The organism is Acetobacter sp. ESL1128, assembly GCF_058505085.1.
On the sequence record NZ_CP196369.1, the window covers coordinates 2,032,611 to 2,055,036 of the forward strand.

The 22,426-nt window shown below is 59.9% G+C and carries 28 protein-coding genes; 10 read left to right on the forward strand and 18 right to left on the reverse strand.

What is annotated here, in order from left to right:
- Positions 1-169 precede the first annotated feature (169 nt).
- From ACSYTG_RS09385 to lptB, 5 genes are all read left to right on the forward strand, one after another.
- A complete protein-coding gene (locus tag ACSYTG_RS09385; RefSeq protein ID WP_233129023.1) occupies positions 170-829 on the forward strand; it encodes a ribonuclease D in 660 nt (219 codons plus the stop codon).
- 48 nt (positions 830-877) lie between these two features.
- Positions 878-1,882, forward strand: coding sequence for a KpsF/GutQ family sugar-phosphate isomerase (locus tag ACSYTG_RS09390; protein WP_086645226.1), 1,005 nt, complete (start codon positions 878-880; stop codon positions 1,880-1,882).
- Positions 1,879-2,616, forward strand: a complete 738-nt coding sequence (lptC, locus tag ACSYTG_RS09395) for an LPS export ABC transporter periplasmic protein LptC (protein WP_086645225.1) — start codon at positions 1,879-1,881, stop codon at positions 2,614-2,616. Before ACSYTG_RS09390 ends, lptC begins: the two co-directional genes overlap by 4 nt.
- A gap of 93 nt (positions 2,617-2,709) precedes the next feature.
- Entirely contained in the window at positions 2,710-3,708 is a 999-nt protein-coding gene (locus ACSYTG_RS09400) for an LptA/OstA family protein (protein ID WP_489783848.1), read from the forward strand.
- A gap of 2 nt (positions 3,709-3,710) precedes the next feature.
- Complete coding sequence (lptB, locus tag ACSYTG_RS09405) at positions 3,711-4,532, forward strand: LPS export ABC transporter ATP-binding protein (protein ID WP_095349085.1); 822 nt, start codon at positions 3,711-3,713, stop codon at positions 4,530-4,532.
- Positions 4,533-4,608: 76 nt separating this feature from the next.
- On the opposite strand, the gene ACSYTG_RS09410 is transcribed toward lptB, so the two are convergent.
- Positions 4,609-5,454, reverse strand: a complete 846-nt coding sequence (locus tag ACSYTG_RS09410; protein WP_489783805.1) for an MOSC domain-containing protein — start codon at positions 5,452-5,454, stop codon at positions 4,609-4,611.
- A gap of 22 nt (positions 5,455-5,476) precedes the next feature.
- Positions 5,477-5,770, reverse strand: coding sequence for a hypothetical protein (locus tag ACSYTG_RS09415; RefSeq protein WP_253527096.1), 294 nt, complete (start codon positions 5,768-5,770; stop codon positions 5,477-5,479).
- Between the two features lie 322 nt (positions 5,771-6,092).
- Between ACSYTG_RS09415 and hpf the strand changes: the two genes are divergently transcribed.
- On the forward strand, positions 6,093-6,704 hold the full coding sequence (gene hpf / locus ACSYTG_RS09420; RefSeq protein WP_086645221.1) for a ribosome hibernation-promoting factor, HPF/YfiA family: 612 nt from the start codon (positions 6,093-6,095) through the stop codon (positions 6,702-6,704).
- Between the two features lie 74 nt (positions 6,705-6,778).
- Here hpf and ACSYTG_RS09425 read toward each other — a convergent pair whose 3' ends face one another.
- Positions 6,779-7,045, reverse strand: a complete 267-nt coding sequence (locus tag ACSYTG_RS09425) for a hypothetical protein (RefSeq protein WP_086645376.1) — start codon at positions 7,043-7,045, stop codon at positions 6,779-6,781.
- Positions 7,046-7,064: 19 nt separating this feature from the next.
- Positions 7,065-7,565 carry an Hsp20 family protein gene (locus ACSYTG_RS09430; protein WP_086645220.1) on the reverse strand — a complete coding sequence of 167 codons (501 nt, stop codon included), beginning with the start codon at positions 7,563-7,565 and terminating at the stop codon, positions 7,065-7,067.
- Between the two features lie 249 nt (positions 7,566-7,814).
- Between ACSYTG_RS09430 and def the strand changes: the two genes are divergently transcribed.
- From def to truA, 3 genes are read left to right on the forward strand one after another with little or no spacing between them, the layout of a single operon-like run.
- Positions 7,815-8,375 carry a peptide deformylase gene (gene def / locus ACSYTG_RS09435; RefSeq protein ID WP_086645219.1) on the forward strand — a complete coding sequence of 187 codons (561 nt, stop codon included), beginning with the start codon at positions 7,815-7,817 and terminating at the stop codon, positions 8,373-8,375.
- A gap of 18 nt (positions 8,376-8,393) precedes the next feature.
- Complete coding sequence (gene fmt, locus ACSYTG_RS09440; RefSeq protein ID WP_489783806.1) at positions 8,394-9,389, forward strand: methionyl-tRNA formyltransferase; 996 nt, start codon at positions 8,394-8,396, stop codon at positions 9,387-9,389.
- Positions 9,386-10,189 (forward strand): tRNA pseudouridine(38-40) synthase TruA, encoded by an 804-nt coding sequence (truA, locus tag ACSYTG_RS09445; RefSeq protein WP_095349092.1) that lies wholly within the window; start codon positions 9,386-9,388, stop codon positions 10,187-10,189. The genes fmt and truA overlap by 4 nt, the downstream gene beginning before the upstream one ends.
- A 55-nt stretch (positions 10,190-10,244) precedes the next feature.
- On the opposite strand, the gene ACSYTG_RS09450 is transcribed toward truA, so the two are convergent.
- From ACSYTG_RS09450 to rpmH, 8 genes are all read right to left on the reverse strand, one after another.
- Positions 10,245-10,868, reverse strand: a complete 624-nt coding sequence (locus ACSYTG_RS09450; protein WP_086645217.1) for a hypothetical protein — start codon at positions 10,866-10,868, stop codon at positions 10,245-10,247.
- Positions 10,865-12,040, reverse strand: a complete 1,176-nt coding sequence (gene dapE / locus ACSYTG_RS09455) for a succinyl-diaminopimelate desuccinylase (RefSeq protein ID WP_489783807.1) — start codon at positions 12,038-12,040, stop codon at positions 10,865-10,867. Before dapE ends, ACSYTG_RS09450 begins: the two co-directional genes overlap by 4 nt.
- 31 nt (positions 12,041-12,071) lie before the next feature.
- On the reverse strand, positions 12,072-12,920 hold the full coding sequence (dapD, locus tag ACSYTG_RS09460) for a 2,3,4,5-tetrahydropyridine-2,6-dicarboxylate N-succinyltransferase (protein WP_086645215.1): 849 nt from the start codon (positions 12,918-12,920) through the stop codon (positions 12,072-12,074).
- Positions 12,921-13,054: 134 nt separating this feature from the next.
- The gene (argB, locus tag ACSYTG_RS09465) at positions 13,055-13,972 is read right to left on the reverse strand and encodes an acetylglutamate kinase (RefSeq protein WP_086645214.1); all 918 of its coding nucleotides are present in this window, start codon (positions 13,970-13,972) and stop codon (positions 13,055-13,057) included.
- A gap of 39 nt (positions 13,973-14,011) precedes the next feature.
- Positions 14,012-14,683 carry a ribosome biogenesis GTP-binding protein YihA/YsxC gene (gene yihA, locus ACSYTG_RS09470; protein ID WP_086645213.1) on the reverse strand — a complete coding sequence of 224 codons (672 nt, stop codon included), beginning with the start codon at positions 14,681-14,683 and terminating at the stop codon, positions 14,012-14,014.
- Positions 14,680-16,452, reverse strand: coding sequence for a membrane protein insertase YidC (yidC, locus tag ACSYTG_RS09475; protein ID WP_415424496.1), 1,773 nt, complete (start codon positions 16,450-16,452; stop codon positions 14,680-14,682). The genes yihA and yidC overlap by 4 nt, the downstream gene beginning before the upstream one ends.
- A 126-nt stretch (positions 16,453-16,578) precedes the next feature.
- Positions 16,579-16,959, reverse strand: a complete 381-nt coding sequence (rnpA, locus tag ACSYTG_RS09480) for a ribonuclease P protein component (RefSeq protein WP_086645211.1) — start codon at positions 16,957-16,959, stop codon at positions 16,579-16,581.
- A 24-nt stretch (positions 16,960-16,983) separates the two neighbouring features.
- The gene (gene rpmH / locus ACSYTG_RS09485; RefSeq protein WP_081774758.1) at positions 16,984-17,118 is read right to left on the reverse strand and encodes a 50S ribosomal protein L34; all 135 of its coding nucleotides are present in this window, start codon (positions 17,116-17,118) and stop codon (positions 16,984-16,986) included.
- Positions 17,119-17,219: 101 nt separating this feature from the next.
- On the opposite strand from rpmH, the gene ACSYTG_RS09490 reads away from it, so the two are divergent.
- A complete protein-coding gene (locus ACSYTG_RS09490; RefSeq protein WP_489783808.1) occupies positions 17,220-17,669 on the forward strand; it encodes a hypothetical protein in 450 nt (149 codons plus the stop codon).
- An 8-nt stretch (positions 17,670-17,677) separates the two neighbouring features.
- Here the strand turns inward: ACSYTG_RS09490 and gloA are convergent, their stop codons facing one another.
- From gloA to ACSYTG_RS09520, 6 genes are all read right to left on the reverse strand, one after another.
- Positions 17,678-18,067, reverse strand: coding sequence for a lactoylglutathione lyase (gene gloA, locus ACSYTG_RS09495; RefSeq protein WP_489783809.1), 390 nt, complete (start codon positions 18,065-18,067; stop codon positions 17,678-17,680).
- Positions 18,068-18,109: 42 nt separating this feature from the next.
- On the reverse strand, positions 18,110-18,958 hold the full coding sequence (locus ACSYTG_RS09500; RefSeq protein WP_489783810.1) for an LpxI family protein: 849 nt from the start codon (positions 18,956-18,958) through the stop codon (positions 18,110-18,112).
- Positions 18,955-19,812, reverse strand: a complete 858-nt coding sequence (lpxA, locus tag ACSYTG_RS09505; protein ID WP_489783849.1) for an acyl-ACP--UDP-N-acetylglucosamine O-acyltransferase — start codon at positions 19,810-19,812, stop codon at positions 18,955-18,957. The genes ACSYTG_RS09500 and lpxA overlap by 4 nt, the downstream gene beginning before the upstream one ends.
- A gap of 130 nt (positions 19,813-19,942) precedes the next feature.
- Positions 19,943-20,353 carry a 3-hydroxyacyl-ACP dehydratase FabZ gene (gene fabZ / locus ACSYTG_RS09510; protein WP_194301107.1) on the reverse strand — a complete coding sequence of 137 codons (411 nt, stop codon included), beginning with the start codon at positions 20,351-20,353 and terminating at the stop codon, positions 19,943-19,945.
- A gap of 111 nt (positions 20,354-20,464) precedes the next feature.
- Positions 20,465-21,550 carry a UDP-3-O-(3-hydroxymyristoyl)glucosamine N-acyltransferase gene (lpxD, locus tag ACSYTG_RS09515; protein ID WP_489783811.1) on the reverse strand — a complete coding sequence of 362 codons (1,086 nt, stop codon included), beginning with the start codon at positions 21,548-21,550 and terminating at the stop codon, positions 20,465-20,467.
- Positions 21,551-21,552: 2 nt separating this feature from the next.
- The gene (locus ACSYTG_RS09520; RefSeq protein ID WP_095349100.1) at positions 21,553-22,425 is read right to left on the reverse strand and encodes an OmpH/Skp family outer membrane protein; all 873 of its coding nucleotides are present in this window, start codon (positions 22,423-22,425) and stop codon (positions 21,553-21,555) included.
- Position 22,426: the final 1 nt, after the last annotated feature.

The window sequence follows — 22,426 nt, forward strand, 5'->3', positions numbered from 1 at the left end:
CTCTCCCCTAGCGCATGAGCGGGGTATCCGCCTATCCCTACAACGGCGCGGGGGTTATCTTTGTCTGTCGCGTGCCCGGGCGTAGCAGGGAGATGGACATTCCCCCCCTGCGGCTGTAATCCGTCTGATGCAAAGCAGCCTAGACACAACAGCAGAACGGGAGCGCCCCATGTCCGCAGCTCAGGGCCCATGTGCGGGCGCCATTACCCTGTATAAAAATGATCTGCCCGATGGCCTGCGCTTTACCGGCTCCATTGCCGTGGATACGGAGACAATGGGCCTGAACCCGTACCGGGACCGGCTCTGCCTTGTCCAGCTTTCCAGCGGGGATGGCACGGCCCATCTGGTCCAGCTTATACCGCCCTCCCTTGGCGGAACGGGGTATGACTGCCCCAACCTCAAGCGCGTTCTGGCAGACCCCACGCTGACCAAAATCATGCATTTTGCACGGTTTGATGTGCGCATTCTGCAACATGCGCTGGGTATTACGGTCAGCCCCGTTGTGTGCACCAAAATTGCGGCCCGGCTGGTCCGCACCTTTACGGACCGCCACGGGCTGGCTGCCCTGTGCCGGGACCTGCTGGGTGTGGATTTGAGCAAACAGCAGCAAAGCTCGGACTGGGGCGCACCAGAACTCAAACCCGAACAACTGGCCTATGCCGCCTCGGACGTGCTGTACCTGCACGCGCTGTGGCACAAGCTGGACGCCCTGCTGGAGCGTGAAAACAGGCGCGATCTGGCGCAGGCATGCTATGATTTTCTGCCCACGCGCGCACGGCTGGACATGATGGGTTACGAAGACCCGGATATTTTCTCCCACCGCGCCTGAGCAACGGCGTATCTGGCACCCCTTTGCCACCGGACCGACCTGACACCCATGACACCCCCAGCCCACACCACGCCCCCCACCCCCGATATGGACGCCGCAGCGACCGTGCGCATGGAGCAGGCCGGGCTGAATGCACTGGCTCTTGCGCTGGAAGACCCCTCCGGCCTGGGGGGGGCATTTGCTCAGGCTGTGGCTGTTCTGCTGGGCATTACCGGCCGGGTGGCGGTTACGGGCATTGGCAAGTCCGGCCATGTTGCGCGCAAGATACAGGCAACGTTGGCCTCCACGGGTACGCCCTCGTTTTATGTGCACCCTGCCGAAGCCTCGCACGGGGATCTGGGCATGGTGTTGCCCGCAGATGCCATTCTGGCGTTTTCCAATTCGGGGGAAACCACAGAACTGGCCGACATTGCCGCCCATGCCCTGCGCACCGGCCAACCCCTGCTGGCCGTAACCAGCAAGGCTACCTCCACACTGGCCACAACAGCCACACTGGCCCTGACCCTGCCCGCCATGCCAGAAGCCTGCCCCATGGGGCTGGCCCCCACCACCAGCACGCTCATGCAGCTTGCCTTTGGTGATGCACTGGCCGTGGCCCTGCTGCGGCAGCGGGGCTTTACCGCAACAGAATTTGGAGCGTTCCACCCCGGTGGCAGGCTGGGCGCACGCCTGCGCACGGTGCGCGAGGTCATGCACACAGGCAACGCCATGCCCCTGACCGCGCCTGACACGCCCATGCGGGATGTCATTATGGAAATGACACACAAGGCGCTAGGCTGCGTTGGCATTGTGGGGCAGAATGGGGAACTGGCGGGGCTGATCACGGATGGTGACCTGCGTCGCGCGCTGGACCATGACCTTACAACCACACTGGCACAAAACATTATGAACCCACGCCCGCTCACCATAAACCCGGATGTGCTTGCCTCCGAGGCGTTGCAGGTCATGAATGCGCGTGAGCGGCCCGTTACTGCCCTTTTTGTTCTTAACCCCGCAGGCCAGCCCATTGGGGTTGTCCACCTGCATGATCTGGTCCGGGCAGGCGTTGGATGACAGACACCCCCGGCAAACGCCCCGAGCGTGAGGACTACGCCCGATCGGGCGTGGATATACAGCAGCAGCGCGAACGCCTTGCGGCGTCGTCCATCCGGCGCAAGGTGCCAGATGCCGCCACACTGGCGCGCAGGCGCACCATGCTGCGCTGGGCCAAATGGCTGCTACCGGCCACGGCTCTGCTGCTTTTGTCCGCCATTGCCGTCTGGCCTGAAGTGGAGCACCTGATAAGCGCCAACCAGACCACCATGCGCGAGTTAAGCAAGGTCAAGATAGAAAGCGGTAACCTTGTCGGGGCCACCTACCGTGGCGTGGATGAACACGACCGCCCGTTCACGATCACGGCGGATACGGTGCATCAGGCCCCCGGCAACAGGCTGGACCTGAACAACCCCATGGCCGACATTCTGACACAGGGGGGGGACTGGCTTATGGTCCGATCGGAAAAAGGCGTTTACATGCAACACGCACAGATTCTTGACCTGACCGGAGAAGTCACCCTGTACCGCGATGATGGCCTGATGATGCACACCCCCCTTGCCGATATTGACATCAAGGCAGGCATTATCACCTCTGATTCATGGGTCCGGGCAGAAGGCCCGTTTGGCTCGCTGGATGCGCGTGGCTTCCTGCTCAGCCAGCATGATGGTCTGGCCCAGTTCCGTGGCCCCGGCCTCCTGATCCTTAATGATGACCGCCAGAACGATGCCAAGACTGGCAAAAAGGCATCCTGAAGCATGACAACACAAGTCTCGCCCTCCCCTTCCTCCGCCATACGCTCCTTTGCGCGCTGCTGGTGCCTGCTGGCCAGCCTGCCCGCAGGCGGCATGCTCTGGCATGGTGCGGCACAGGCGCAGGCGATTGACCTGTCACATGGCGGGCAGATTGCGGTAACGGCTCTGGGCGGGTTTGACTGGGACCAGAACCTTAAAAAAGTGGTCGCTTATGATCAGGCCAAAGCCGTACGGAACAACGCCACGGTCACGGCGGACAAGCTGATTGCCTATTACCGCAAAAAACTGCCAGTCGGCACCACAGCCACCACACAGACCGAACAGGCAGCCCCCCCGCCTGCCGTCCAGCCGGACCGCCCCACTCCCGACCCGGCCCCGTCCACCACTACGGCAACGCCACCGGGCACCACGCCCCCCACCGCCACGACGGGTGACGACAAGACCGCCGATGGCCAGGACTCCGGCTCGAACGAAATTTACCGGCTGGAAGCCATAGGCCACGTCCATATCTTTACCGATACCGATCAGGCATGGGGGGATAAGGCGGTCTATGACATGGACAAGGCCGTGCTGGTCATGACCGGCAAAAACCTCCGGCTGACAACCCCGCAGGATGTGCTGACCGCGCGGGATTCCATGGAATATTACTCACAGCAGCATATTTCCATTGGCCGGGGCGATGCCACCGTAACCACGGATGATCACAGGCAGATTCGGGCCGATGTACTTGTGGGGTACAGCACCCCGGTTGATACCCCCAAAACGGCAACCCCAAGCCAGAACAAAACCGGCAGTTCGGGGGACCCCCTTGCCTCCAGCTCCAACAAGCTGGAAAAGGTCAATGCCTTCGGCCATGTGTGGGTCCGCACCCAGACCGAAATCGTAACCGGTGACCGCGGCGTGTATGTGCCGGATTCGGGCATAGCCCGCATTGTTGGCAACGTGCATATTACACGCGGGCCAAACCAGATTCAGGGGGCTGCGGCCATTATTAACATGCACACGGGTATCGCCACCATGACAGAACGGCCGGGCAACCGGGTAAGCGGGCTTATTGTTCCCAATAATGGCGATTCATCGGACAGGAAGTAACAATGAACCGGGAAGTAAGCTGGACGTCCGAGGAAACGGTGCGTGAAGAAGTTGTAAGCATTGGCCCAGAACCCATTGACCTGAGCGCCCCCCACAAGCCCGGGCACGGCCTGATCGCCCATAACATTGGCAAAAGCTACAAAAAGCGTCAGGTGGTCAAAAACGTCTCGCTCGAAGTACACAGGGGGGAGGCCGTTGGCCTGCTTGGCCCTAACGGCGCAGGCAAAACCACCAGTTTTTACATGATTGTGGGGCTGGTCCAGCCCGATACCGGCACCATTACGCTGGATGGGGCCGACATTACACAGCTCCCCATGTACCGGCGTGCGCGCCTTGGCATTGGTTACCTGCCGCAGGAAGCCAGCATTTTTCGGGGCCTGAATGTGGAGCAGAACATTATGGCGGCACTGGAGGTGGTTGAACCCGACCCCGACCAGCGGCAGGTCATGCTGGATGGGCTGCTCAACGAATTTGGCATTACCCGCCTGCGCCACTCCCCTTCCCTCGCCCTGTCCGGTGGGGAGCGCAGACGGCTGGAAATTGCACGCGCTCTGGCCAGCCAGCCGCACTACATCCTGCTTGACGAACCTCTGGCCGGGATTGACCCCATTGCCGTGGGCGAAATCCGTGATCTGGTTTCCCACCTCAAGGACCGGGGGATCGGGGTGCTGATCACCGACCACAACGTGCGTGAAACACTCGAAGTGATTGACCGCGCCTACATCATGCATAGCGGGCAGGTTCTGATGCAGGGCGTGCCGGAAGAAATTGTCGCGCATGAGGACGTCCGGCGCGTTTATCTGGGCGATAGCTTCTCGCTCTAGCCCGGCGTCCAGCACCCAGAGCAGGCATGGCTGAACCGGGGGGTATAAGGTCCTCCCCCCTCCTCCCCGGCTTTGTTCAGGCCTGCATATCCAGCAGGTTGGAAGGGCCTTCCTCCAGCACCTGGGCTTTATCCCCCACGCTGATCAGCCCGCCTTTTTCCACCACTGCATTCTGCGCAAACATAACCCCACCCTGCGCACGCCGGAAGCTGGCCAGTGTGGCCAGTGGTTCCTTGGGGTTAGGCACCTGCGCCGTATTCTGGTCGATGGATGTGACCACACAGCGCGAGCACGGGGCGAGCACACGCACCACAACACTCCCGCCAATGGATAAACGCCGCCACCCGTCCTCCGCCCAAGGTTGTGCGCCACTCAGCACAATATTGGCCCTGAAGCGGGTCATGGGCACTCCCTGCCCTGCGGGCAGGCGTGTATTCAGGTCATCCAGCGAGGCAGTATTGGCCAGTAGAAGCGGGTAGCCATCAGCAAAAGAAACGGGGCGTGGCTGCGCGCCAAGCTGGCGGATACGCGCCAGCTCTGGCCGGTGCATCCACACCAGCCGGCACGGCTGCCCCAATGCCTGCTCCAGCCATGCTGCGGCCGTATCGCCCGCATCGCGCGCCTGTACCTGATCCTTCCAGACCGTTACCACCGCGATGGGGGCCTCGGAGCCGGGAAAACGCACCGGGCAGGGCGGCATGCCAGCACGGGTAAGCGTCAGTCCCTCCGCTGTGGGAATGGGCGTTACCAGCGCCATGGCGCGGCAGGTGCGCTGGGTTATAAACCTGCCATCGGGGGCCACCACCATCCACCGGCGGTCACCCTCCAGCCCCCACGGGCTGAGCATGGCGGCGGGAGGAGAAAGCCCATGCAACCCCTTGACCGGGTAGATATGCACGCTGGCCACGCATAGTTCGCTCACACCCTATCTCCAGTTCAGGTAATCAGGGCTGCTGCGCCGCAGCTCCCGGCAAAACCGGGGGAGCCGCCACAGCCAGCGGTGGCGGCGGAAGCATGGTTATGGGAGGTGCCGGTGGCGCAGCTAGCTTGGGCGGGGCCACAACGGTTACCGGAATATCCACCCGCTCCATGACCGGGCGAATTTTCTGGTGTGTCACATGCCACATAAAGCCGCCATACAACGCCACAAGGGCCGCAAGGCACCCCAGCTTGATCTGCCACCCCCAGCCACGCGGCATTTTGGGCATATGCTCAGGTGGAGCGGAACGTAAAAGCATGGTGGGCAAATATCCGGATAACAACGTGTAAGGCCTGCACATCCTGTGTAGGCACAGGGTGGGGCTGGCGACAAGCCTGCCATGCGCCTTTATATTTTTATCCAACGCATCGGCCATGCAACCAGCGGGCAAAGCTTTGCATTATATCTGTAACAAAGGCATGGACATAAACACCTTACCCATGCCCAAATACAGGATGAAACATTGCAGACCCTGCCTGCAATGCAACACAGGCCAGTCCATTGCTCCGCAGTGCCGCCTGAACGGGTACTGAGCTGTTTGGAGGGTGGACCGTCCTGCCAGTCGCAAGGAACGATGTCCTATGCATATTCAGGTTTCCGGTAAACAGATTGATCTTTCCGACGCCTTGAAACATCGGGTTAACACCCATCTGGGTAATCTTGCGGAGCGATATTTTGATACAGGGCTACAGGCGCAGGTCACCTTTGGTAAGGCCCGCTCCTTTTTTACATGCGACATCAACGTAAAAGCCGGCCGGGGTCTGGTCCTGCGTGGAGAAGGCGAGGCCGCGGATGCCAATGCCGCGTTTGATGATGCCGCCGAGCACATTGCCAAGCGCCTGCGCCGTTACCACAAGCGCGTCACCTCCCATGCCCGTTCCACCACCCGGCAGGAACTGCCCGAACGCGCACGCTCCTACGTTCTGCAACCCATAGAAGAACACGAAACAGACGCAGCCCCCTCTGCCCCCCTGACAACGGAGGAGGAAACCTTTGCCACCATTATTGCCGAACAGCCTGCGGATATTCCCGTGCTCTCGGTCGGTGAGGCCGTGATGCGGCTGGACCTGTCGGGCCAGAACTTCCTGCTTTTCCGCAATTCGGCCAGCCGCCATATCAGCCTTGTTTACCGCCGGGACGATGGCAACATCGGCTGGCTGGACACAGCCCCGCTGGATCCCCCCCCAGCCTGATCTGGCAGGCCATGCCCCTAACAAAAAAGGACCGGCACAAACCGGTCCTTTTTTTATAATCCCATCAATACGGGTTACTGGAGAGAAGCTGGCACCATGTCATTCTGCACAATGGCGCCCCATGCTGTTTCCATGTCATCCACCACGGCCAGCAGCGACCCGTCGGCTGCGTAAATGGCGCAGCCTTCCTCGCCGTCCTCCAGAGTAGCCGGGCGCGTATAGGCGACCTTGCTCAACCCAAGGGAGCGGAACTGCATATCCGAAAGTTGCCGCACATCCGCCACACGTTCGGCCTGCGGCAGACCAGCTGGCATGTAACCACCCTGCATGCTGCTTTTCATTGCGTCCTCCTTCCGGGTTTCAACTACCATCCACATCCATAACCGGATGCAGCATACGCGGCGTGGACCGGGGCTTAACGCCGGTGCTCGCACCAACCTGCCCTTTTTGCCCACCCTGCATAATTTCGATCTGCTTGACCCTGACCTCGGGCTGAGGGCGGAACAGGTCAATGTGCAACAGCCCGTTATCCAGCCATGCACCGCCGATTTCTATACCCTCGGCCAGCACAAACGCCTTCTGGAACTGGCGGGAGGCAATACCACGATGCAGGTAAACACGCTCCTCCCCCTCTTCCGCCTGACGCCCACGGATAACAAGCTGGTTGTCCTCTTGCGTGATCTGGAGATCTTCCATCCGAAAACCGGCAACCGCAAGGGTAATACGCAGGCCGTTGGGGGCTATCTGCTCTATGTTGTAAGGTGGATACCCGTCACCCGAACCCTTGCTGGCGCGCTCCAGCATCTGTTCCAGATGATCAAAACCCAAAAACATGGGCGAGCCAAAAAGCCTGCCTGACATCGTACAAGCCTCCTCCTTTCTGAGCGAGACGTATAAAACCGGACCCGCCACGGCATCCGATCTCTTCACGATATGGGATAGAAGCGGGCACACGCAACCCTGTGTCCCGCTTCATTATGGCCTGATGGGCACACACTGTGGTCTGCACGCCATATTGTGGCGGCAAAGTTACAGGTTTTTTGTGCAAGAAAAGCTTTTCTTGCCGTTTTGTGCTGGCATCCACCACAACGGAACGCTAAATCGGGCTGTATGACAAACGCAGCCCTGACAGACGCCGCATTTTCCGCTGCCTCGGATAAAGCGGCCCCCATGACCATCCTGACGCCGCCCCACCCCGTGCTGCGCCAGAAAGCCAGACTGGTCAAACCCGAAGACATGGCGGAAATCCAGAAGATTCTCCCCGGCATGTTTGCCGCCATGTACCAAGCCCCCGGCATTGGGCTGGCCGCCCCGCAGGTTGGCCTGAGCCAGCGGTTTGTTCTGATTGATCTGGGCGAAAAAGAAAACCGCGAGCCCATGATCCTGATCAACCCGGAAATTGTGGCCGAAACGGAAGAAATGGCCACGCGGGAGGAAGGCTGCCTTTCCCTCCCCAGCCAGTACGCCGAAGTGGTCCGCCCCGAAAAAGTGCGTGTGCGCTGGCAGACCATTAATGGCGACAAACAGGAGCGTGATGTGGACGGGCTGCTGGCCACCTGCATCCAGCACGAACTTGACCACCTTGATGGTGTTCTGTTTGTGGACCACCTGTCCGCCCTGCGCCGCAACATGATCCTGCGCCGTCTGGCCAAGGACCTGAAGCGCAACTAAGTGGAAAAATCCCGCCCGATGCGTCTTGTTTTTATGGGTACGCCAGATTTTGCCGTACCCGCCCTAAAGGCACTCCATGCCGCCGGGCACGACATTGCTGCCGTCTATTCCCAGCCCCCCCGCCCGGCCGGGCGGGGCAAGGCACTGCGTGCATCCCCCGTGCAGCAGGCCGCACAGGAGCTTGGTCTGCCAGTGCGCCACCCGCTCTCGCTGCGCAATAATCCGCAGGAATGGGAAGAGTTTGCAGCACTAGGGGCCGATGCCGCCATTGTTGCAGCGTATGGGCTGATCCTGCCCCAGACCATGCTGGACGCTCCCCGGCTGGGCTGCCTGAACATCCATGCCAGCCTGCTGCCCCGCTGGCGGGGAGCATCCCCGATCCAGAGTTCCATTCTGGCCGGAGATACCCAAAGTGGTGTGACCATCATGCAGATGGAAGCCGGGCTGGACACAGGCCCCATGCTACTGCGTGAGGCCGTACCCATTACAGATAAAACAACCGCCTCCACCCTGCACGACGCCCTGAGCGCTCTGGGGGGAGAAATGGTGCTGCGGGTATTGCAGGACTTCCCCCCGACCAGCGCCAACACGGCAGATACACAGGCCCGCATAGCCGCAAACCGCCCGGCACGGCAGGTACAGCCAGATACAGGCGTAACCTACGCCCCCCGCCTGACGCGCGAAGACGGCCGTATTGACTGGACGCAGGACGCCACAACCATCGACCGCCAGATTCGTGCCCTCACACCTTGGCCCGGCACCTTCACCACGCTGGAAGATGGGACTGTTATCAAAATCGGGGGGGGCATACCGCTGCCCGGCAACCCGGTTGCGCAGCAGCCCGGTACGGTTGTGGACGACCAGCTAACCGTGGCCTGTGCCACAGACTGCATCCACCTGACCCGCCTGCAACGCCCCGGTCGCGGCATGATGGAAGCCGATGCGTTCCTGCGCGGGCAACCCCTGCCTGCGGGCACCCGCCTTGGCACCCCTGCACCTGACAGCACCCCATGACTACCCCCGCCATCCAGCGCTGGGCTGTTCAACTGGAATATGACGGGCGTGGGCTTGTCGGCTGGCAAAGGCAGGCTTCGGGCCTGTCTGTTCAGGCCTTGCTGGAAGAAGCCGCTTTTCGCCTTGCCGGTGGCAGGCCCGTACCCAGCATTACAGCGGGACGCACAGATTCTGGCGTGCATGCGCTTGCGCAGGTCGCGCATCTGGACTTCCCGGCAGATGCCAGTTTTTCCAGCTATTCCGTGCGAGAGGGGTTGAGCTACCACCTTAAACCCCATGCCGTGGTTGTGCTGGATGCGGCCCCGGTCAGCCTGGACTGGAGCGCCCGGTTTTCTGCCACATGGCGCTCTTACCGCTACCGCATTCTCAACCGGCGCACACGCCCTGCACTGGCCGAAGGCCATGTCTGGCACGTTAAATCCCCGCTGGATGTGCACCGTATGCAGCAGGCCGCCAACATGCTGCTCGGCCTGCACGATTTTACATCCTTCCGCGCCGTGGCCTGTCAGGCCAACAGCCCTGTCCGCACACTGGACCAGCTGGACATTACGCGTGAAGGGGATGAAGTGGTGGTGTTTGCCAAGGCCCGGTCCTTTTTGCACCATCAGGTCCGCAACATGGTGGGGACACTCAAAAAGGTGGGAACCGGCGCATGGGAGCCCGAACGGGTGGCTCAGGCTCTGGCTGCGCGCGACCGGAGTGCCGCTGGCCCCACAGCCCCGCCAGATGGCTTATATTTAAATGGTGTTGGCTATGAGCCAGACCCGTTTGCCAGCCCGACCCCACAAAACCGCACATAAGCCACCTGACTGGCGGCTTACATCCAGCCTTAAAGCAAAAAAGGGGATCCCCCCCTTATTTTGCCTTAACGTTCACCATAGGCTGGAGCAGGTCGTGAATAACCATGTAATGCGGGGGCAACAGCGCGGCCAGCCCATAAAGCGTGGCTGATGCCACCAGAATGGACACATACAGCAACGCAGCCCGGCCACCGGAAATACCCAACCCCACCTTGGCCACAAACCATTGCAGCCAGAGCTCGTAGGCTGCGGCACACAATGCCAGTGCCCCGATAAAAACCTGCTGGCGCGCGATATCCGGCGTGATAACCGCCGCAATAACCGCACAGGCCAGCGAGATCAGTACCACAACCCAACCACACCATGTTGCAGCCGTTATGTAGCGCAGCCAGAGTGCGCCACGCCCCCAGCGCTGGGCATAAAATTGGGAAATAACCGCAGGGAGCAACAGCACGCAAAAGGAAAGGAGCAGTTTGGTCGCGGACATGACCTTATCAGGCAGCAGGAAGATCTGAATCCCCCCTACCAGTATGCAGGCCATCTGTGGTGCAAGGGCTGCACCAAAGGCGTCTGGCGTGCCTTCAAAACAGGCCAGCCCTTCCCGCTTGCCTGCGGCCAACTGCAACATGCCCTGCACTATGCGCCTAGCCGCGCCCAGCTTGCCTGTATCTGGGATCACACCCCTACCCCTTTTAAAAAGGCTTCGTAAATCCTGGTCAGTTTTTCCATGTCAGCAACAGCGGCATGTTCATCCACTTTGTGGATACTGGCCCCGACCAGACCAAACTCCGCAACCGGGCAGTAACGGGCAATAAAGCGCGCATCTGACGTGCCCCCACCCGTGTCCAGTTTGGGAGAAAGCCCGGTCTCGCTTGTAATGGCCTCTTGCAGCACCGCCATTTCCGCCCCCGGGGGAGCAAAAAAGGATTCGCCGCTAATGCTGATCTCCACCTGTGCGCGCGGTGCATGCTGGGCGCATACGGTTTTGATCCACCCACCAAGGGCAGTACCGGTGTGCAGGTCATTGAACCGGATATTCAGCCGTGCTTCCGCCCGTGCAGGAATAAGGTTGGTGGCCGTATTCCCCACATCCAGACTGGTGACCTGAAGGCTTGAAGGCTCAAAATACTCCGAACCATGGTCCAGCGGTGCAGCGCGCAGAACCGCCAGCACTGCAAGCAGGCGATGCACGGGATTATCCGCCCGGTGCGGGTAGGCCACGTGCCCCTGCGTGCCCTCGACCACAATACGGGCGTTCAGGCTGCCACGGCGGCCTACCTTGACCATCTCGCCCAATGTCTGGGGGTTTGTGGGCTCCCCCACCAAGCAGTAATCGGGAATCTGGCCCTGTACGGCCATCCATTCCAGCACCTTCTGGGTGCCGTAGGTGGCTGGGCCTTCCTCATCCCCTGTAATCAGCAGGCTGATGGAGCCTTTGCCAACCCCGCTCTGTACCCGGCGGGCAATGGCAGCCACGCAGGCGGCAATGCCGCCTTTCATGTCGCACGCACCGCGACCGTAGAGCACACCATCCACAACATCTGCGGCAAAGGGAGGGTGCGTCCAGTCTGCTTCGTTCCCGGCGGGCACCACATCCGTATGGCCTGCGTAGCAGATATGGGGGGCACCTTCGCCCAGACGGGCAAACAGGTTGGGGGTACGCTCCGCCCCTTCGCCAAAAGGCAGGTGGGTTACGGCAAAACCAAGGCGCTCCAGCATAGCCCCCAGCAGACGCTGAGATTCACCGGGGTCGGGAGAAACAGACGGTTGACGGATGAGCAAACGGGCCACACCCAGCGGGTCTGTCAACGCCAGATCAGCGGGAAGGGAGCCGGATGTGGCCTTTGTCATACGTCAGTCTCGTCCTTTACGTCTGGCGTGCTTAGTCGCGCAGCAGTTCGTTGATGGAGGTTTTGGAGCGGGTCCGCTCATCAACACGCTTGACAATAACCGCACAGGCCAGTGCCGGGTTAGGGCGACCATCCGGGCCAACCGGGTTGGAAGACGGCATGGTGCCCGGCACCACAACGGAATAGGCCGGTACGCGACCCATGTAGATTTCGCCCGTTGCGCGGTCCACAATCTTGGTGGAGGCCCCAAGGAACACGCCCATGGACAGAACGGAACCCCGTTCAACAATAACGCCTTCGGCCACTTCGGAGCGGGCACCGATAAAGCAGTTGTCCTCGATAATAACCGGAGCAGCCTGCAACGGCTCCAGCACGCCACCAATACCTGCGCCACCGCTGATATGGCAGTTCTTGCCAATCTGTGCACAGCTGCCAACAGTTGCCCACGTGTCCACCATGGTCCCGCTGTCCACGCGAGCACCAACGTTGACAAAGCTCGGCATCAGCACGGCCCCAGGGGCAATAAAGGCAGAGCGGCGCACAACTGCACCCGGCACCACGCGGAACCCGGCCTTGTCAAAACGGGCCTGATCCCAGCCAGCAAACTTGAGGGGCACCTTATCGTAAGCCGGAGCACCTGCTGCGCCACCGGGCTGAACAATGCTGTCATTCAGGCGGAAGGAGAGCAGCACGGCTTTTTTCAGCCATTCATGCACAACCCAACCATCTTCCTGCGGGGCAGCCACGCGCAGGCGACCAGAATCCAGCGCTTCAAGCGCTGTTTCAATGGCGTCACGGTCTTTGCCCACGGTTGCGGAAGAAATGCGATCGCGCTCTTCCCACAGGGTTTCAATGTGAGCGCGGAGGGTTTCGTCTGTCATGGCACACCAATCAGAAACATGAAAAATAAACCCGGGCGACAGGCCCGCCCGGCAACAAAAGAGGAAAAGACCATGCGGACAGGGACCTGTCCTGTCAACGCAGGTCTTGTTCTGTTACCCCTGCCCGCGCAGCCTTATTCCGCGCGGATAAGCGTGCCCGAGCCGGAAGCCGTAAACAGTTCCAGCAGGCAGGCATGGGGCATGCGGCCATCAATAATAACAGCCCCGCGTGCACCACCCTGCACAGCCTCGATGCAGGTTTCCACCTTGGGGATCATGCCGCCGGTAATCACCCCTTCCTCAATGGCCTGACGCGCCTGTGCGGCGGTCAGTTCGGGAATAAGGTTACCCTGCTTGTCCAGCACGCCGGGAACATCAGTCAGCATCAGCAGGCGGGTCGCATGCACGGCCCCTGCCACTGCCCCGGCTGCGGTGTCGGCATTGATGTTATAGGTCTCGCCATCTTCACCAAGGCCTACCGGCGCAATAACCGGGATAAGCCCCGAACCGGAGAGGGCGTAGATCACACGCGGGTCAACCTTGACTGGCTCCCCCACAAAACCCAGATCAAGCACGCGCTCGATCTGGCTGTCCATATCCCGCACGGTGCGCCGCATCTTGCGGGCGGTGATCATTTTGCCATCTTTGCCCGAAATCCCAACGGCAAGGGCCCCGGCCTCGCAGATCAGTTCGGCCACCTGCTTGTTGACCGAACCAGCCAGAACCATCTCGATCACATCCACCACATTGGCGTCCGTAACCCGCAGCCCGTCAATGAAATGGGAGGGAATATCCAGCCGTTTGAGCATCTGGTTGATCTGCGGACCACCCCCATGCACCACAACCGGGTTAATGCCCACCTGCTTGAGCAGGGCAATATCCCGCCCAAAGGTTTTGGCCAGCCCTACATCCCCCATTGCGTGGCCACCGTACTTGACCACAATGGTATCCCCCGCGTAGCGCCGCAGGTACGGCAGGGCATTGGCCAGCACGGCAGCTTCATGCAAAGCATCATGCTTGTCGCCGGTAGAAGGAAGTCTCGGTTCAGTCATGCTGTGAAAATCCTGCCATCGTCTGTCCATAATCCCTGATCACGCCAGGGCAAACTCTGCCAGTTCCGCCCGCAATGCTTCAATACCCAGTCCGGTCTGGCTGCTGGTAAGAGAAAGATGCGGAAAAGCGGCTGCATGGCGTGCAATTTCAGCCTCTACATCAGCCTGCTTGCGGGCCAGTGCGGTGGGCTTAACATCATCACACTTGGTCAGCACAACCTGAAAGCTGACAGCTGCACGGTCCAGAAGCTTCATAACTTCCTGATCATGCGTTTTCATTTCCACACGTGCATCCAGCAGCAGCACGACCCTGCGCAGGCTGGGGCGGCCACGCAGGTAATCGAACATCATCTCCTGCCAGTCTTCCTTTACGGATTTGGCAGCGCGGGCATAGCCGTAGCCGGGCATGTCCACCAGCATCAGACGCTGTGCGAGATCAAAGAAGTTGAGCTGCTTGGTCCGCCCCGGCTCGGAGGAGGCACGGGCCAGCGTCTTACGCCCCGTGAGGGCATTGATCAGGCTGGACTTGCCCACATTGGAGCGCCCGGCAAATGCGATTTCTGGCAGTGTCTGCGGTGGCAGTTGGCCCAGCTTCTGGGCACCAAACACAAAATCGCATGAACCGGCAAAAAGCCGCCGCCCTTCTTCCAGAGCGGCGGCGATGTCTGCTTCGTCCTTCAGTTCGCGGAAAGAAGGCTCTTGATACGTCATTTCTTGGCAACCAGTTGGGGCTTGGCGTCCGCCGCCTTAAGCCGACCCATGATGATAATCTGCTGTATGGCGGTCAGCACGTTGCTCCAGCAGTAGTAAATGACCAGACCCACCGGCTGCCGCGCCATGAAGAAGGTGAACAGCAGCGGAATGAACATCATTACCTTCTGCTGTGCGGGGTCCATGCTGGTGGAGCTGGCACTGACCTTCTGCATGACAAACATGGTCGCACCGTAAATGATGGGCCACGCCCCAAGCGTGAGAATGGGCAGGATCTGCGCCGGATCAAAGGGGATCAGACCGAACAGATTAAAGATATTGGTCGGGTCCTGAGCAGAAAGATCCTTCACCCAGCCAATAAAGGGCGCATGCCGCATTTCAATCGTGACATACAGGTCCTTGTAAAGGCACCAGAACACGGGAGCCTGAATGAACAGGGGCAGGAAGCCGCCAAACAGACTTACATTTTCCTTGCGGTACAGCATCATGATCTGCTGCTGCATCACCACCGGATCATCCTTGTGGCGTGCCCGGATCAGGTCCACCTGCGGCTTCAGGCGCGAGGTCTTCCAGGTCATGCGCATCTGCTTGATGGTCAGCGGCAGGAAGGCCACCTTCACGATAACCGTAAAGGTCAGCAGTGCCAGACCAAAGCTGCCCAGATGGCTGTTCAGCCAGTCCAGCACAAAAAACACAGGACGGGTCAGGAAGGAAAGCCAGCCGAAGTCCACGGCCTTCCAGAACATGGGAATATGCAGGTCGTGTTCGTACTGCTCAAGCAGCCGCACTTCCTTGGCACCAGCAAACACATGCGCCTGAGTGGAGATGGTCTGCCCCGCCCCCACCTGCATGGGAGCCGTTGCCGTAAACCCGACCTGATACTGCGTTTGCGCAGCCTGCCACGCATACGTCCCCACCACGCTGGCAGCCTGATCGGGCACAATAGCCATAAGCCAGTATTTGTCGGTAATCCCGGCCCAGCCGCCTGTACCCTGATGGCTCCAGGCCACGTTTTCAGGCGGCACACCATCATTACGGACGGACTTGTAGGACCCTTCGTTCAGGCGGCCATCAATGACCGAAATCGGGCCTTCGTGCACCAGCATACCGCCGGTTTCTTCCGGGGTGTAACCACGGTTCACACGGTAGTAGGGGTACAGGGCAATGCTCTGCCCCGTTGCATTGTGCACGCGCTGGGTGACCGTGAACATATAGTCCTTGTCCACCCCAAGAGCGACTTCAAACGTCAGCCCTGCACCGTTGTCCCAGCTCAGGGTCAGCGGGTGTTCGCCATCAAGCAGCGTGCCGGAGGCTTTCCACAATGTGTGAGCATTCGGCAGAGCGACCGGCACATCGGACGATGCCGCGCGCCAGCCGAAATCCACATAATCAGCCCGCTTGGTATCCACAGGGCTGAGAACGCGTACGTCCGGGCTGTTGGGCTTTACGGTTTCGCGGTACTGCTTGAGCACCAGATCATCCAACCGGGCACCACGCAGGTTGATGCTCCCCTGAACGGACGGGGCATTAATGGCAATGCGGGTATCCGGCCCATCGGGCACATCCGCGACCGCCGCAGTAGCAGCCTGCGCAGTGGTTGCCTGACCCGCGCCAGCGACTGCTGCCGAGGCTGGAGCCGCTTGGCTGGCTACAGTCTGTGTTACCTGCGGAGCAGGCTGATGTGCCGGAGCCTGGGGAAAGAAGTAATCAAACCCGATAAGAACCAGAGCTGACAACAGCGTTGCCAGTATGAGACGTTTTGAATCCATGAGCTCTGGCCTACAGGCCCCCTGCACATAACAAAAATGGAAAACTCAACACCCACCCCAAAGGGCGGTCTTGAACGGCACAACCGTGTTCCAGCGCAGGATTGACAGGAATGCAAGACGGGACATTCACGACTCCCGCATACAGAGCTTCAACGCTTTCCGAAAATCGGCCACCAGTGCGTCAAAAGAGCGGTCGCGCGTAGCACCCCGCCCTATCAGCACCAGATCAAGCCCATTTAGCGGTGTATCGGCTTCCACTCTGCGCACAACCTCACGCAACCTGCGGCGCACCCGGTTACGCACCACGGCATTCCCGACTTTTTTGGTCACCGTGAAGCCAACACGCGCAGGGTCCGAATCGGGCCGCCTGAAAAGCTGAAGGACAAGACCAGACACCGGGGCTTTTCGCCCCTTGGCCGCCATAAAGAGAAATTCTTTTCTCTTTTTTAGCCGCATGGACGCTTGCGCCCCTGCTGCTGGCTGCTCCTGACCTTCAGACCAGTCCATCAAAACCGGACTGCCGGACAACGCTTACGCGGAAAGACGCTTGCGGCCCTTGGAACGACGGTTTGCCAGAATACGACGGCCGCCAACGGTAGCCGAACGGGTGCGGAACCCGTGACGACGCTTGCGGACCAGCCGGGACGGTTGATAAGTGCGCTTCATGGCTGCACTCCCTTCAGTTTGAATATGCTTCGCCAGTGGCCGCAGTACGAGCCACTCTCTCTTGAAGTCGCGGCTTATAAAGTTCAGATAGAAGAACGTCAATGTGCAGCGCAGAGTCGCATGCCCATTCCCGCACGATCACCCGCATGATGGAACGCCGCATGCCCCTCTCCCCCACCCGCTTCTGGACCATTCTGGCCGTTATTGGCCTGCCTGTACTGGCCTGCCTGCTGGCTGTGGGTTTGGGGGTGCCGCATATGCTCACCCCAGCGTTTGTGGGGCTTGCAGGGGCCTGTGCGGCATGGATAGCGGTGCGTCAGCCCAAAGCAGCCCCCGCACCGCAGGCAGACACCCCACCACCCCCTACGGCACCAGCGGGGGAAAACGACCCCAAACTGCGCCATGACATACGTGGTATTATTTCACCCGTTATGCTGGTTGCGGACCAACTGGCGCTCAGCCCCGACCCTGCCACAAAAAAAGCGGCCGAAACCATTAATGATTCGCTAGACCGGCTGACTGCCCGCCTCAAACAACGCAAAACGGATTAAGCCCTGCCTTACGGGCGTTCGATCAGTTCCACCTTGTAGCCGTCCGGGTCTTCCACAAACGCAATAATGCTGGTTCCAAACTTGACTGGCCCGGCAGGCCGCACAACCTTGCCACCGCCTACGCGAACACGCTCCACAACAGCGGCAACGTCGGCCACGCCTATGGCAAAATGCCCGAACCCAGTGCCAACCTCGTACCCATTATCCTGACCCCAGTTATAGGTCAGCTCAATTTCCGCCTGCCCCGCAGCGTTATCTGCAAAGCCAATAAAAACAAGGGTGTATTTGCCTTCTAGCACATCACGGCGGCGTAGCTCACGCATACCAAGCAGCGCATAGAATGCCAGGCTCTGCTCCAGATTACGAACACGCACCATAGTATGCAAAAAACTGGACATAGCGTTTCTCCCCTCAGCTCAACAAACAACTCTTGTACGCTGTTATTCTACGGACTGTATTTCTGCCGGGTCTATGGCGATCAGGAACAAACCCAGTTTTGCGGCCTCTGCCACACAGGCGGCGCGGTCTGTTAACAGGGTATTCCCCGCCTCAAACGCAATCCCGCGCAAACCTGCAGCATGCGCGTTTTGCAGCGTTATCGGCCCTATCGTCGGCATATCGGCTCTTTTTTCCTGCCCCGGCTTGAGCAGCTTGACCAGCACACCGCCATCCCCGGGCTGGCGGCATGCCCCCGAGCGCGCCAGCATGGCATCCGTGCCTTCCATAGCCTCTACGGCCAGCACAACGCCGTTCTGCACCACACAGCCCTGCCCTATATCCAGCCGGCCGAGCGCCTGAGCAACGATAACACCGTGCTTTATATCCGCCAGAGCCTGCTCATCTGGCCGTAACTGGCCCAGCACACCGGCCTCAGCCACGGAGTGGGATAAAAATTCATGTGCGCCACGCACCTGAAAACCCTCTTCCCCCAGAATACGCACTAAAGCTGCCAGCAGGCCGTCATCCCCCGCAAACAGGGCTTTGCCAAGGCGGGCCAGAATACGGGCCCCTTCAGCATCGGGGTAAAGGCTACGCAGGGAAGGACGGCGGATAGGGCCGATAAGCACCAGATCAGAGCAGGCATGGGCACGTAACAGGCTTAACATGCGGCCCGCGGCCCCCAGACGCACACATTCATGCGGCCAGGGGGCTAACGTGGTAGGGTCGGCAAACCCTTCAAATCCAATAATAAAAACAGGTCGGCCTGCGGCGTGTGCTGCCTCTGCCACTCTGGCTGGCAGAGGGCCTCCCCCCGCCAGAATGCCAACCGCTGTTGGCGCGGCACTCACGCGCCTTCGGTTTCCGCCTGATCAGCAGCACCACCACGTGCGGGGCGCACGAGCCCACGGTGGCTGGGAGCATCAATAAAGTCCAGAATTTCCTTAATCCGTGCATTGCCCGCAAAAGTCTCACGCACATGTGTCAGCCGCGCCTGAAAAGACACATCGCCACAGACCTTGGGGTACAAGGTAAAAAAGGCTTTGCGCATCAGCTGGATTTCGGCCGACTGCACGCCGTTGCGGCGCAGCCATATCCAGTGCAGGCCAATCAGCCGAGCGCGGTTACCCAGCACGCTCCCATAAGGAATAACATCGGCTTCAACACCAGCCACCCCACCCACAAGAGCAGCGTGCCCGATCCTGACAAACTGGTGGATGGCGGCAGAGCCCATAACGCGAGCATCGTTGCCAATTGTCACATGGCCACCCATGACCACGTTGTTGACAATGATCACACGGTCACCCAGCACACAGTCATGGGCGACATGCGCATTGGCCATGATGAGCACATCCTGACCAACACGCGTAACCCCAGCACCTGTAGCCGTTCCCCGGTGAATGGTCACATGCTCACGCACAACCGTACGGGCACCGACCTCACACCGGGTTGGTTCGCCTTTGTATTTGAGATCCTGCGGCGCCATACCCACCGTGCAGAACGGAAAGTAGCGCGAATGCGCACCCAGATGGGTATGCCCATCCACAACAACGTGGGAGATCAGCTCCACCCCGTCATCAAGAACTGCATTTGGCCCAACAGAGCACCACGGACCAATAACCACGCCTTGCCCAAGCTTTGCCCCCGGGGCAACCAGAGCCGTTGGATGAACAAGCGTCTGCCTGGCTTCCTCTACAGCGTGCACCACTTCAGTTCCTTATATTCCGCCTGACTTGCAACACAGAGTCACTGGGCCCTGCCCCAGAATGTCGGCCGGTAAAAGCGAACAGAACTGGAGCATATCTTGAGCCAACCGGCACACCAAGCGTAAAAAATCAGCCCATGATCATGGCGCTAAAGGTTGCTTCTGCAACCACAACACCATCAACGCGCGCTTCCCCACGGAACTTCCATACATTGGAGCGGTGCCGTTCCTTGACCACATGAATACGCAGCTGGTCACCCGGCTCTACCGGACGGCGGAACTTTGCCCCTTCGATCGTCATGAAATAGACGAGCTTGCCCTCAAAGGCTTCCCCGAGCGACAGGACAACAAGCGTTGCCGCGGTCTGGGCCATGGCTTCCACAATAAGGACGCCAGGCATAACGGGCCGTCCGGGAAAATGCCCCGGAAAAAACGGTTCGTTAACCGAGACATTCTTGATACCGGTCGCTTCTTCCCCCAGGACAATATCTTCCATCCTGTCGATCAGAAGGAAAGGATACCTGTGAGGAATCGCCTGCATGATACGGTTGACATCAATCCGTGCGATTGTCTTGCCGTCCTGCTGGGATTCTTGTTGTGTCTCCACGTCCCCTAAACCACCCTCTGTACCGGACCGCAATCCGGGATAAGTTCATACCTTGTCTGAATCGCCCTTGGCCGACCCAGACGCTTTTTTTGCCAACTTGCGCAGCACCGCCACGTTACGGAAAAACTCCCGGAACGGCATGGCAGGGCTACCTATGACATCTGCACCGCTCTCAACATCCGACATAACACCACACTGCGCACCAATGCGCGCCTTGGCACCAATACGGATATGGCCAATAAGGCCAGCCTGAGCAGCAACCGTTACATAGTCCTCGAGCACTGTGGAGCCAGAAATACCCGCCTGGGATACCACAATACAGCAACGCCCAAGCTGGGCATTATGCCCGATCTGGACCAGATTATCGAGCCGGGACCCCGCACCAATAACCGTGTCATTAACCGAGCCGCGGTCAATGGTGCTGTTGGCACCAATCTCCACATCATGCTCGATGATAACACGACCAAGCTGGGGAACGCTCTCAAACCCCTCAGGCCCGACCGCAAACCCAAAACCTTCCTGCCCAATGCGCGCACCGGGCAGAATGGTAACACGGTCCCCCACCAGAGCATGAGACAGCGTAACCATGGAGCCAATACGGCAGTCCGCACCAAGCTGCACGCCGTGGTCCAAAACGGAATGAGAACCAATAATACAGCCGGCCCCAACCTGCACATCAGGCCCGACAACCACAAAAGGCCCCACCTCTGCCGTAGGGTCCACAACAGCAGAAGGATCTACCACTGCGGAAGGGTGAACACCACCCTTGCCAATCTGGCGCGGGTGGAACAGCCGCGCAATGCGCGACCACGCCAGATACGGCGTGGTGGTCACAAGGGCTGCGGAATGTTCTGGCACCTTATCTGCAAAAGCAGGGGCAACAATAACCAGGCCAGCCTGCGTATGCTCCAGCAGGGGAGCATAGCGGCGGTTATCCAGAAAACTCACATCACGCGCGCGGGCCACCTGCAAAGGCGCTATGCCGGTATAACCATCCTGCGGAAAACTCCCCCGCCGGGGAGGCCGCAGCTCGGCACCGGCTGTTTCTGCCAGTACCGATGCATCAAATGGTCCGACACGCGTAAAAAAACGCGGATCAGCCGGGCCGGAAGACGCCCTGCAATCCACCATGCTTATTTTTTCCCGGCAGGAGCCGCAGGTGCCGCCGGAGCTGGGCCGGATGCTGCCATCTGCGGGTCCCCATCAGCCGTTGTGGGCATCTTGCCGGACTTTGCCAGCTCTTCGGGGTCTACGTTGGCTTCAGGAATGAAAACGCTGGGCAGAACCTTGTTCAGGTTTGCAGCCACTTCGTTCGTAATATCCTGACCATCCACATGCAGGGCAACCTGCTCGCTATGCAGCACAAGGTTCATGCCATGTGCGGCAGCAACCTTCTGGATAACCTGCACCAGCTCACGCTCGATCTGCCCCAGAGAAACCTGAGCCGCTTCCTGAATAATCCGGTTGCGGTTACGGAAGTCGCGCTGAGCCTTCATGACCTTGGCCTGAAGGCTGCGTTCGCGGGTCTGGATCTGGTCAGATGTCAGGGACTTGGCCTGAGCCTGCAGCGTCTGCTGCTCGTCACGCCAGCCAGCCTGTTCACGCTGGAGGTCCTGCGCCAGCGCATCGCGGCGGGCACCCAGAACACGCTCCACCTGCATGGCAGCAGAGGTCTGACGCATAACACCAGATACGCTGATCACACCAATAATGGTGGTGGGCGGGGGTGCTTCCTTGGCAACTTCAGGTGCGCTGGGAATGGGCGGCAAAGGCAGAACCGGAGGAGCCTGATCTGCTGCTTCCTGACTATCAGCTGCGGGAGCAGGCAGTGCTACGGGTGCAGGAGCGGCATTACGAGCAGCAGGATGCGGAGCCTGTGCAGCGGGCTGGGTTTTGGGAACGAACCAGCCATTCCCACCTTCTGCCTGAGCAGCGGGCATGAGGGCTGCGGAAAAAGAAAGGCAAACAGCCCCCAGAAGGGCAGCTTTTGAACTGAAACGCATCATT

What these genes read in the sequence shown, in the direction of transcription:
- hpf (WP_086645221.1), top strand. Translation starts at nt 6,093, where the DNA reads ATGCATATTCAGGTTTCCGGTAAACAGATTGATCTTTCCGACGCCTTG.
- def (WP_086645219.1), top strand. Translation starts at nt 7,815, where the DNA reads ATGACAAACGCAGCCCTGACAGACGCCGCATTTTCCGCTGCCTCGGAT.
- ACSYTG_RS09520 (WP_095349100.1), bottom strand. Translation starts at nt 22,425, where the DNA reads ATGATGCGTTTCAGTTCAAAAGCTGCCCTTCTGGGGGCTGTTTGCCTT.
- fmt (WP_489783806.1), top strand. Translation starts at nt 8,394, where the DNA reads ATGCGTCTTGTTTTTATGGGTACGCCAGATTTTGCCGTACCCGCCCTA.
- truA (WP_095349092.1), top strand. Translation starts at nt 9,386, where the DNA reads ATGACTACCCCCGCCATCCAGCGCTGGGCTGTTCAACTGGAATATGAC.
- ACSYTG_RS09490 (WP_489783808.1), top strand. Translation starts at nt 17,220, where the DNA reads ATGTGCAGCGCAGAGTCGCATGCCCATTCCCGCACGATCACCCGCATG.
- argB (WP_086645214.1), bottom strand. Translation starts at nt 13,972, where the DNA reads ATGACTGAACCGAGACTTCCTTCTACCGGCGACAAGCATGATGCTTTG.
- rpmH (WP_081774758.1), bottom strand. Translation starts at nt 17,118, where the DNA reads ATGAAGCGCACTTATCAACCGTCCCGGCTGGTCCGCAAGCGTCGTCAC.
- rnpA (WP_086645211.1), bottom strand. Translation starts at nt 16,959, where the DNA reads ATGGACTGGTCTGAAGGTCAGGAGCAGCCAGCAGCAGGGGCGCAAGCG.
- ACSYTG_RS09400 (WP_489783848.1), top strand. Translation starts at nt 2,710, where the DNA reads ATGCTCTGGCATGGTGCGGCACAGGCGCAGGCGATTGACCTGTCACAT.
- fabZ (WP_194301107.1), bottom strand. Translation starts at nt 20,353, where the DNA reads ATGCAGGCGATTCCTCACAGGTATCCTTTCCTTCTGATCGACAGGATG.
- ACSYTG_RS09390 (WP_086645226.1), top strand. Translation starts at nt 878, where the DNA reads ATGACACCCCCAGCCCACACCACGCCCCCCACCCCCGATATGGACGCC.
- yihA (WP_086645213.1), bottom strand. Translation starts at nt 14,683, where the DNA reads ATGACGTATCAAGAGCCTTCTTTCCGCGAACTGAAGGACGAAGCAGAC.
- lptB (WP_095349085.1), top strand. Translation starts at nt 3,711, where the DNA reads ATGAACCGGGAAGTAAGCTGGACGTCCGAGGAAACGGTGCGTGAAGAA.
- ACSYTG_RS09430 (WP_086645220.1), bottom strand. Translation starts at nt 7,565, where the DNA reads ATGTCAGGCAGGCTTTTTGGCTCGCCCATGTTTTTGGGTTTTGATCAT.
- gloA (WP_489783809.1), bottom strand. Translation starts at nt 18,067, where the DNA reads ATGTCCAGTTTTTTGCATACTATGGTGCGTGTTCGTAATCTGGAGCAG.
- lpxD (WP_489783811.1), bottom strand. Translation starts at nt 21,550, where the DNA reads ATGGTGGATTGCAGGGCGTCTTCCGGCCCGGCTGATCCGCGTTTTTTT.
- ACSYTG_RS09415 (WP_253527096.1), bottom strand. Translation starts at nt 5,770, where the DNA reads ATGCTTTTACGTTCCGCTCCACCTGAGCATATGCCCAAAATGCCGCGT.
- lptC (WP_086645225.1), top strand. Translation starts at nt 1,879, where the DNA reads ATGACAGACACCCCCGGCAAACGCCCCGAGCGTGAGGACTACGCCCGA.
- ACSYTG_RS09385 (WP_233129023.1), top strand. Translation starts at nt 170, where the DNA reads ATGTCCGCAGCTCAGGGCCCATGTGCGGGCGCCATTACCCTGTATAAA.
- dapD (WP_086645215.1), bottom strand. Translation starts at nt 12,920, where the DNA reads ATGACAGACGAAACCCTCCGCGCTCACATTGAAACCCTGTGGGAAGAG.
- ACSYTG_RS09425 (WP_086645376.1), bottom strand. Translation starts at nt 7,045, where the DNA reads ATGAAAAGCAGCATGCAGGGTGGTTACATGCCAGCTGGTCTGCCGCAG.
- yidC (WP_415424496.1), bottom strand. Translation starts at nt 16,452, where the DNA reads ATGGATTCAAAACGTCTCATACTGGCAACGCTGTTGTCAGCTCTGGTT.
- dapE (WP_489783807.1), bottom strand. Translation starts at nt 12,040, where the DNA reads ATGACAAAGGCCACATCCGGCTCCCTTCCCGCTGATCTGGCGTTGACA.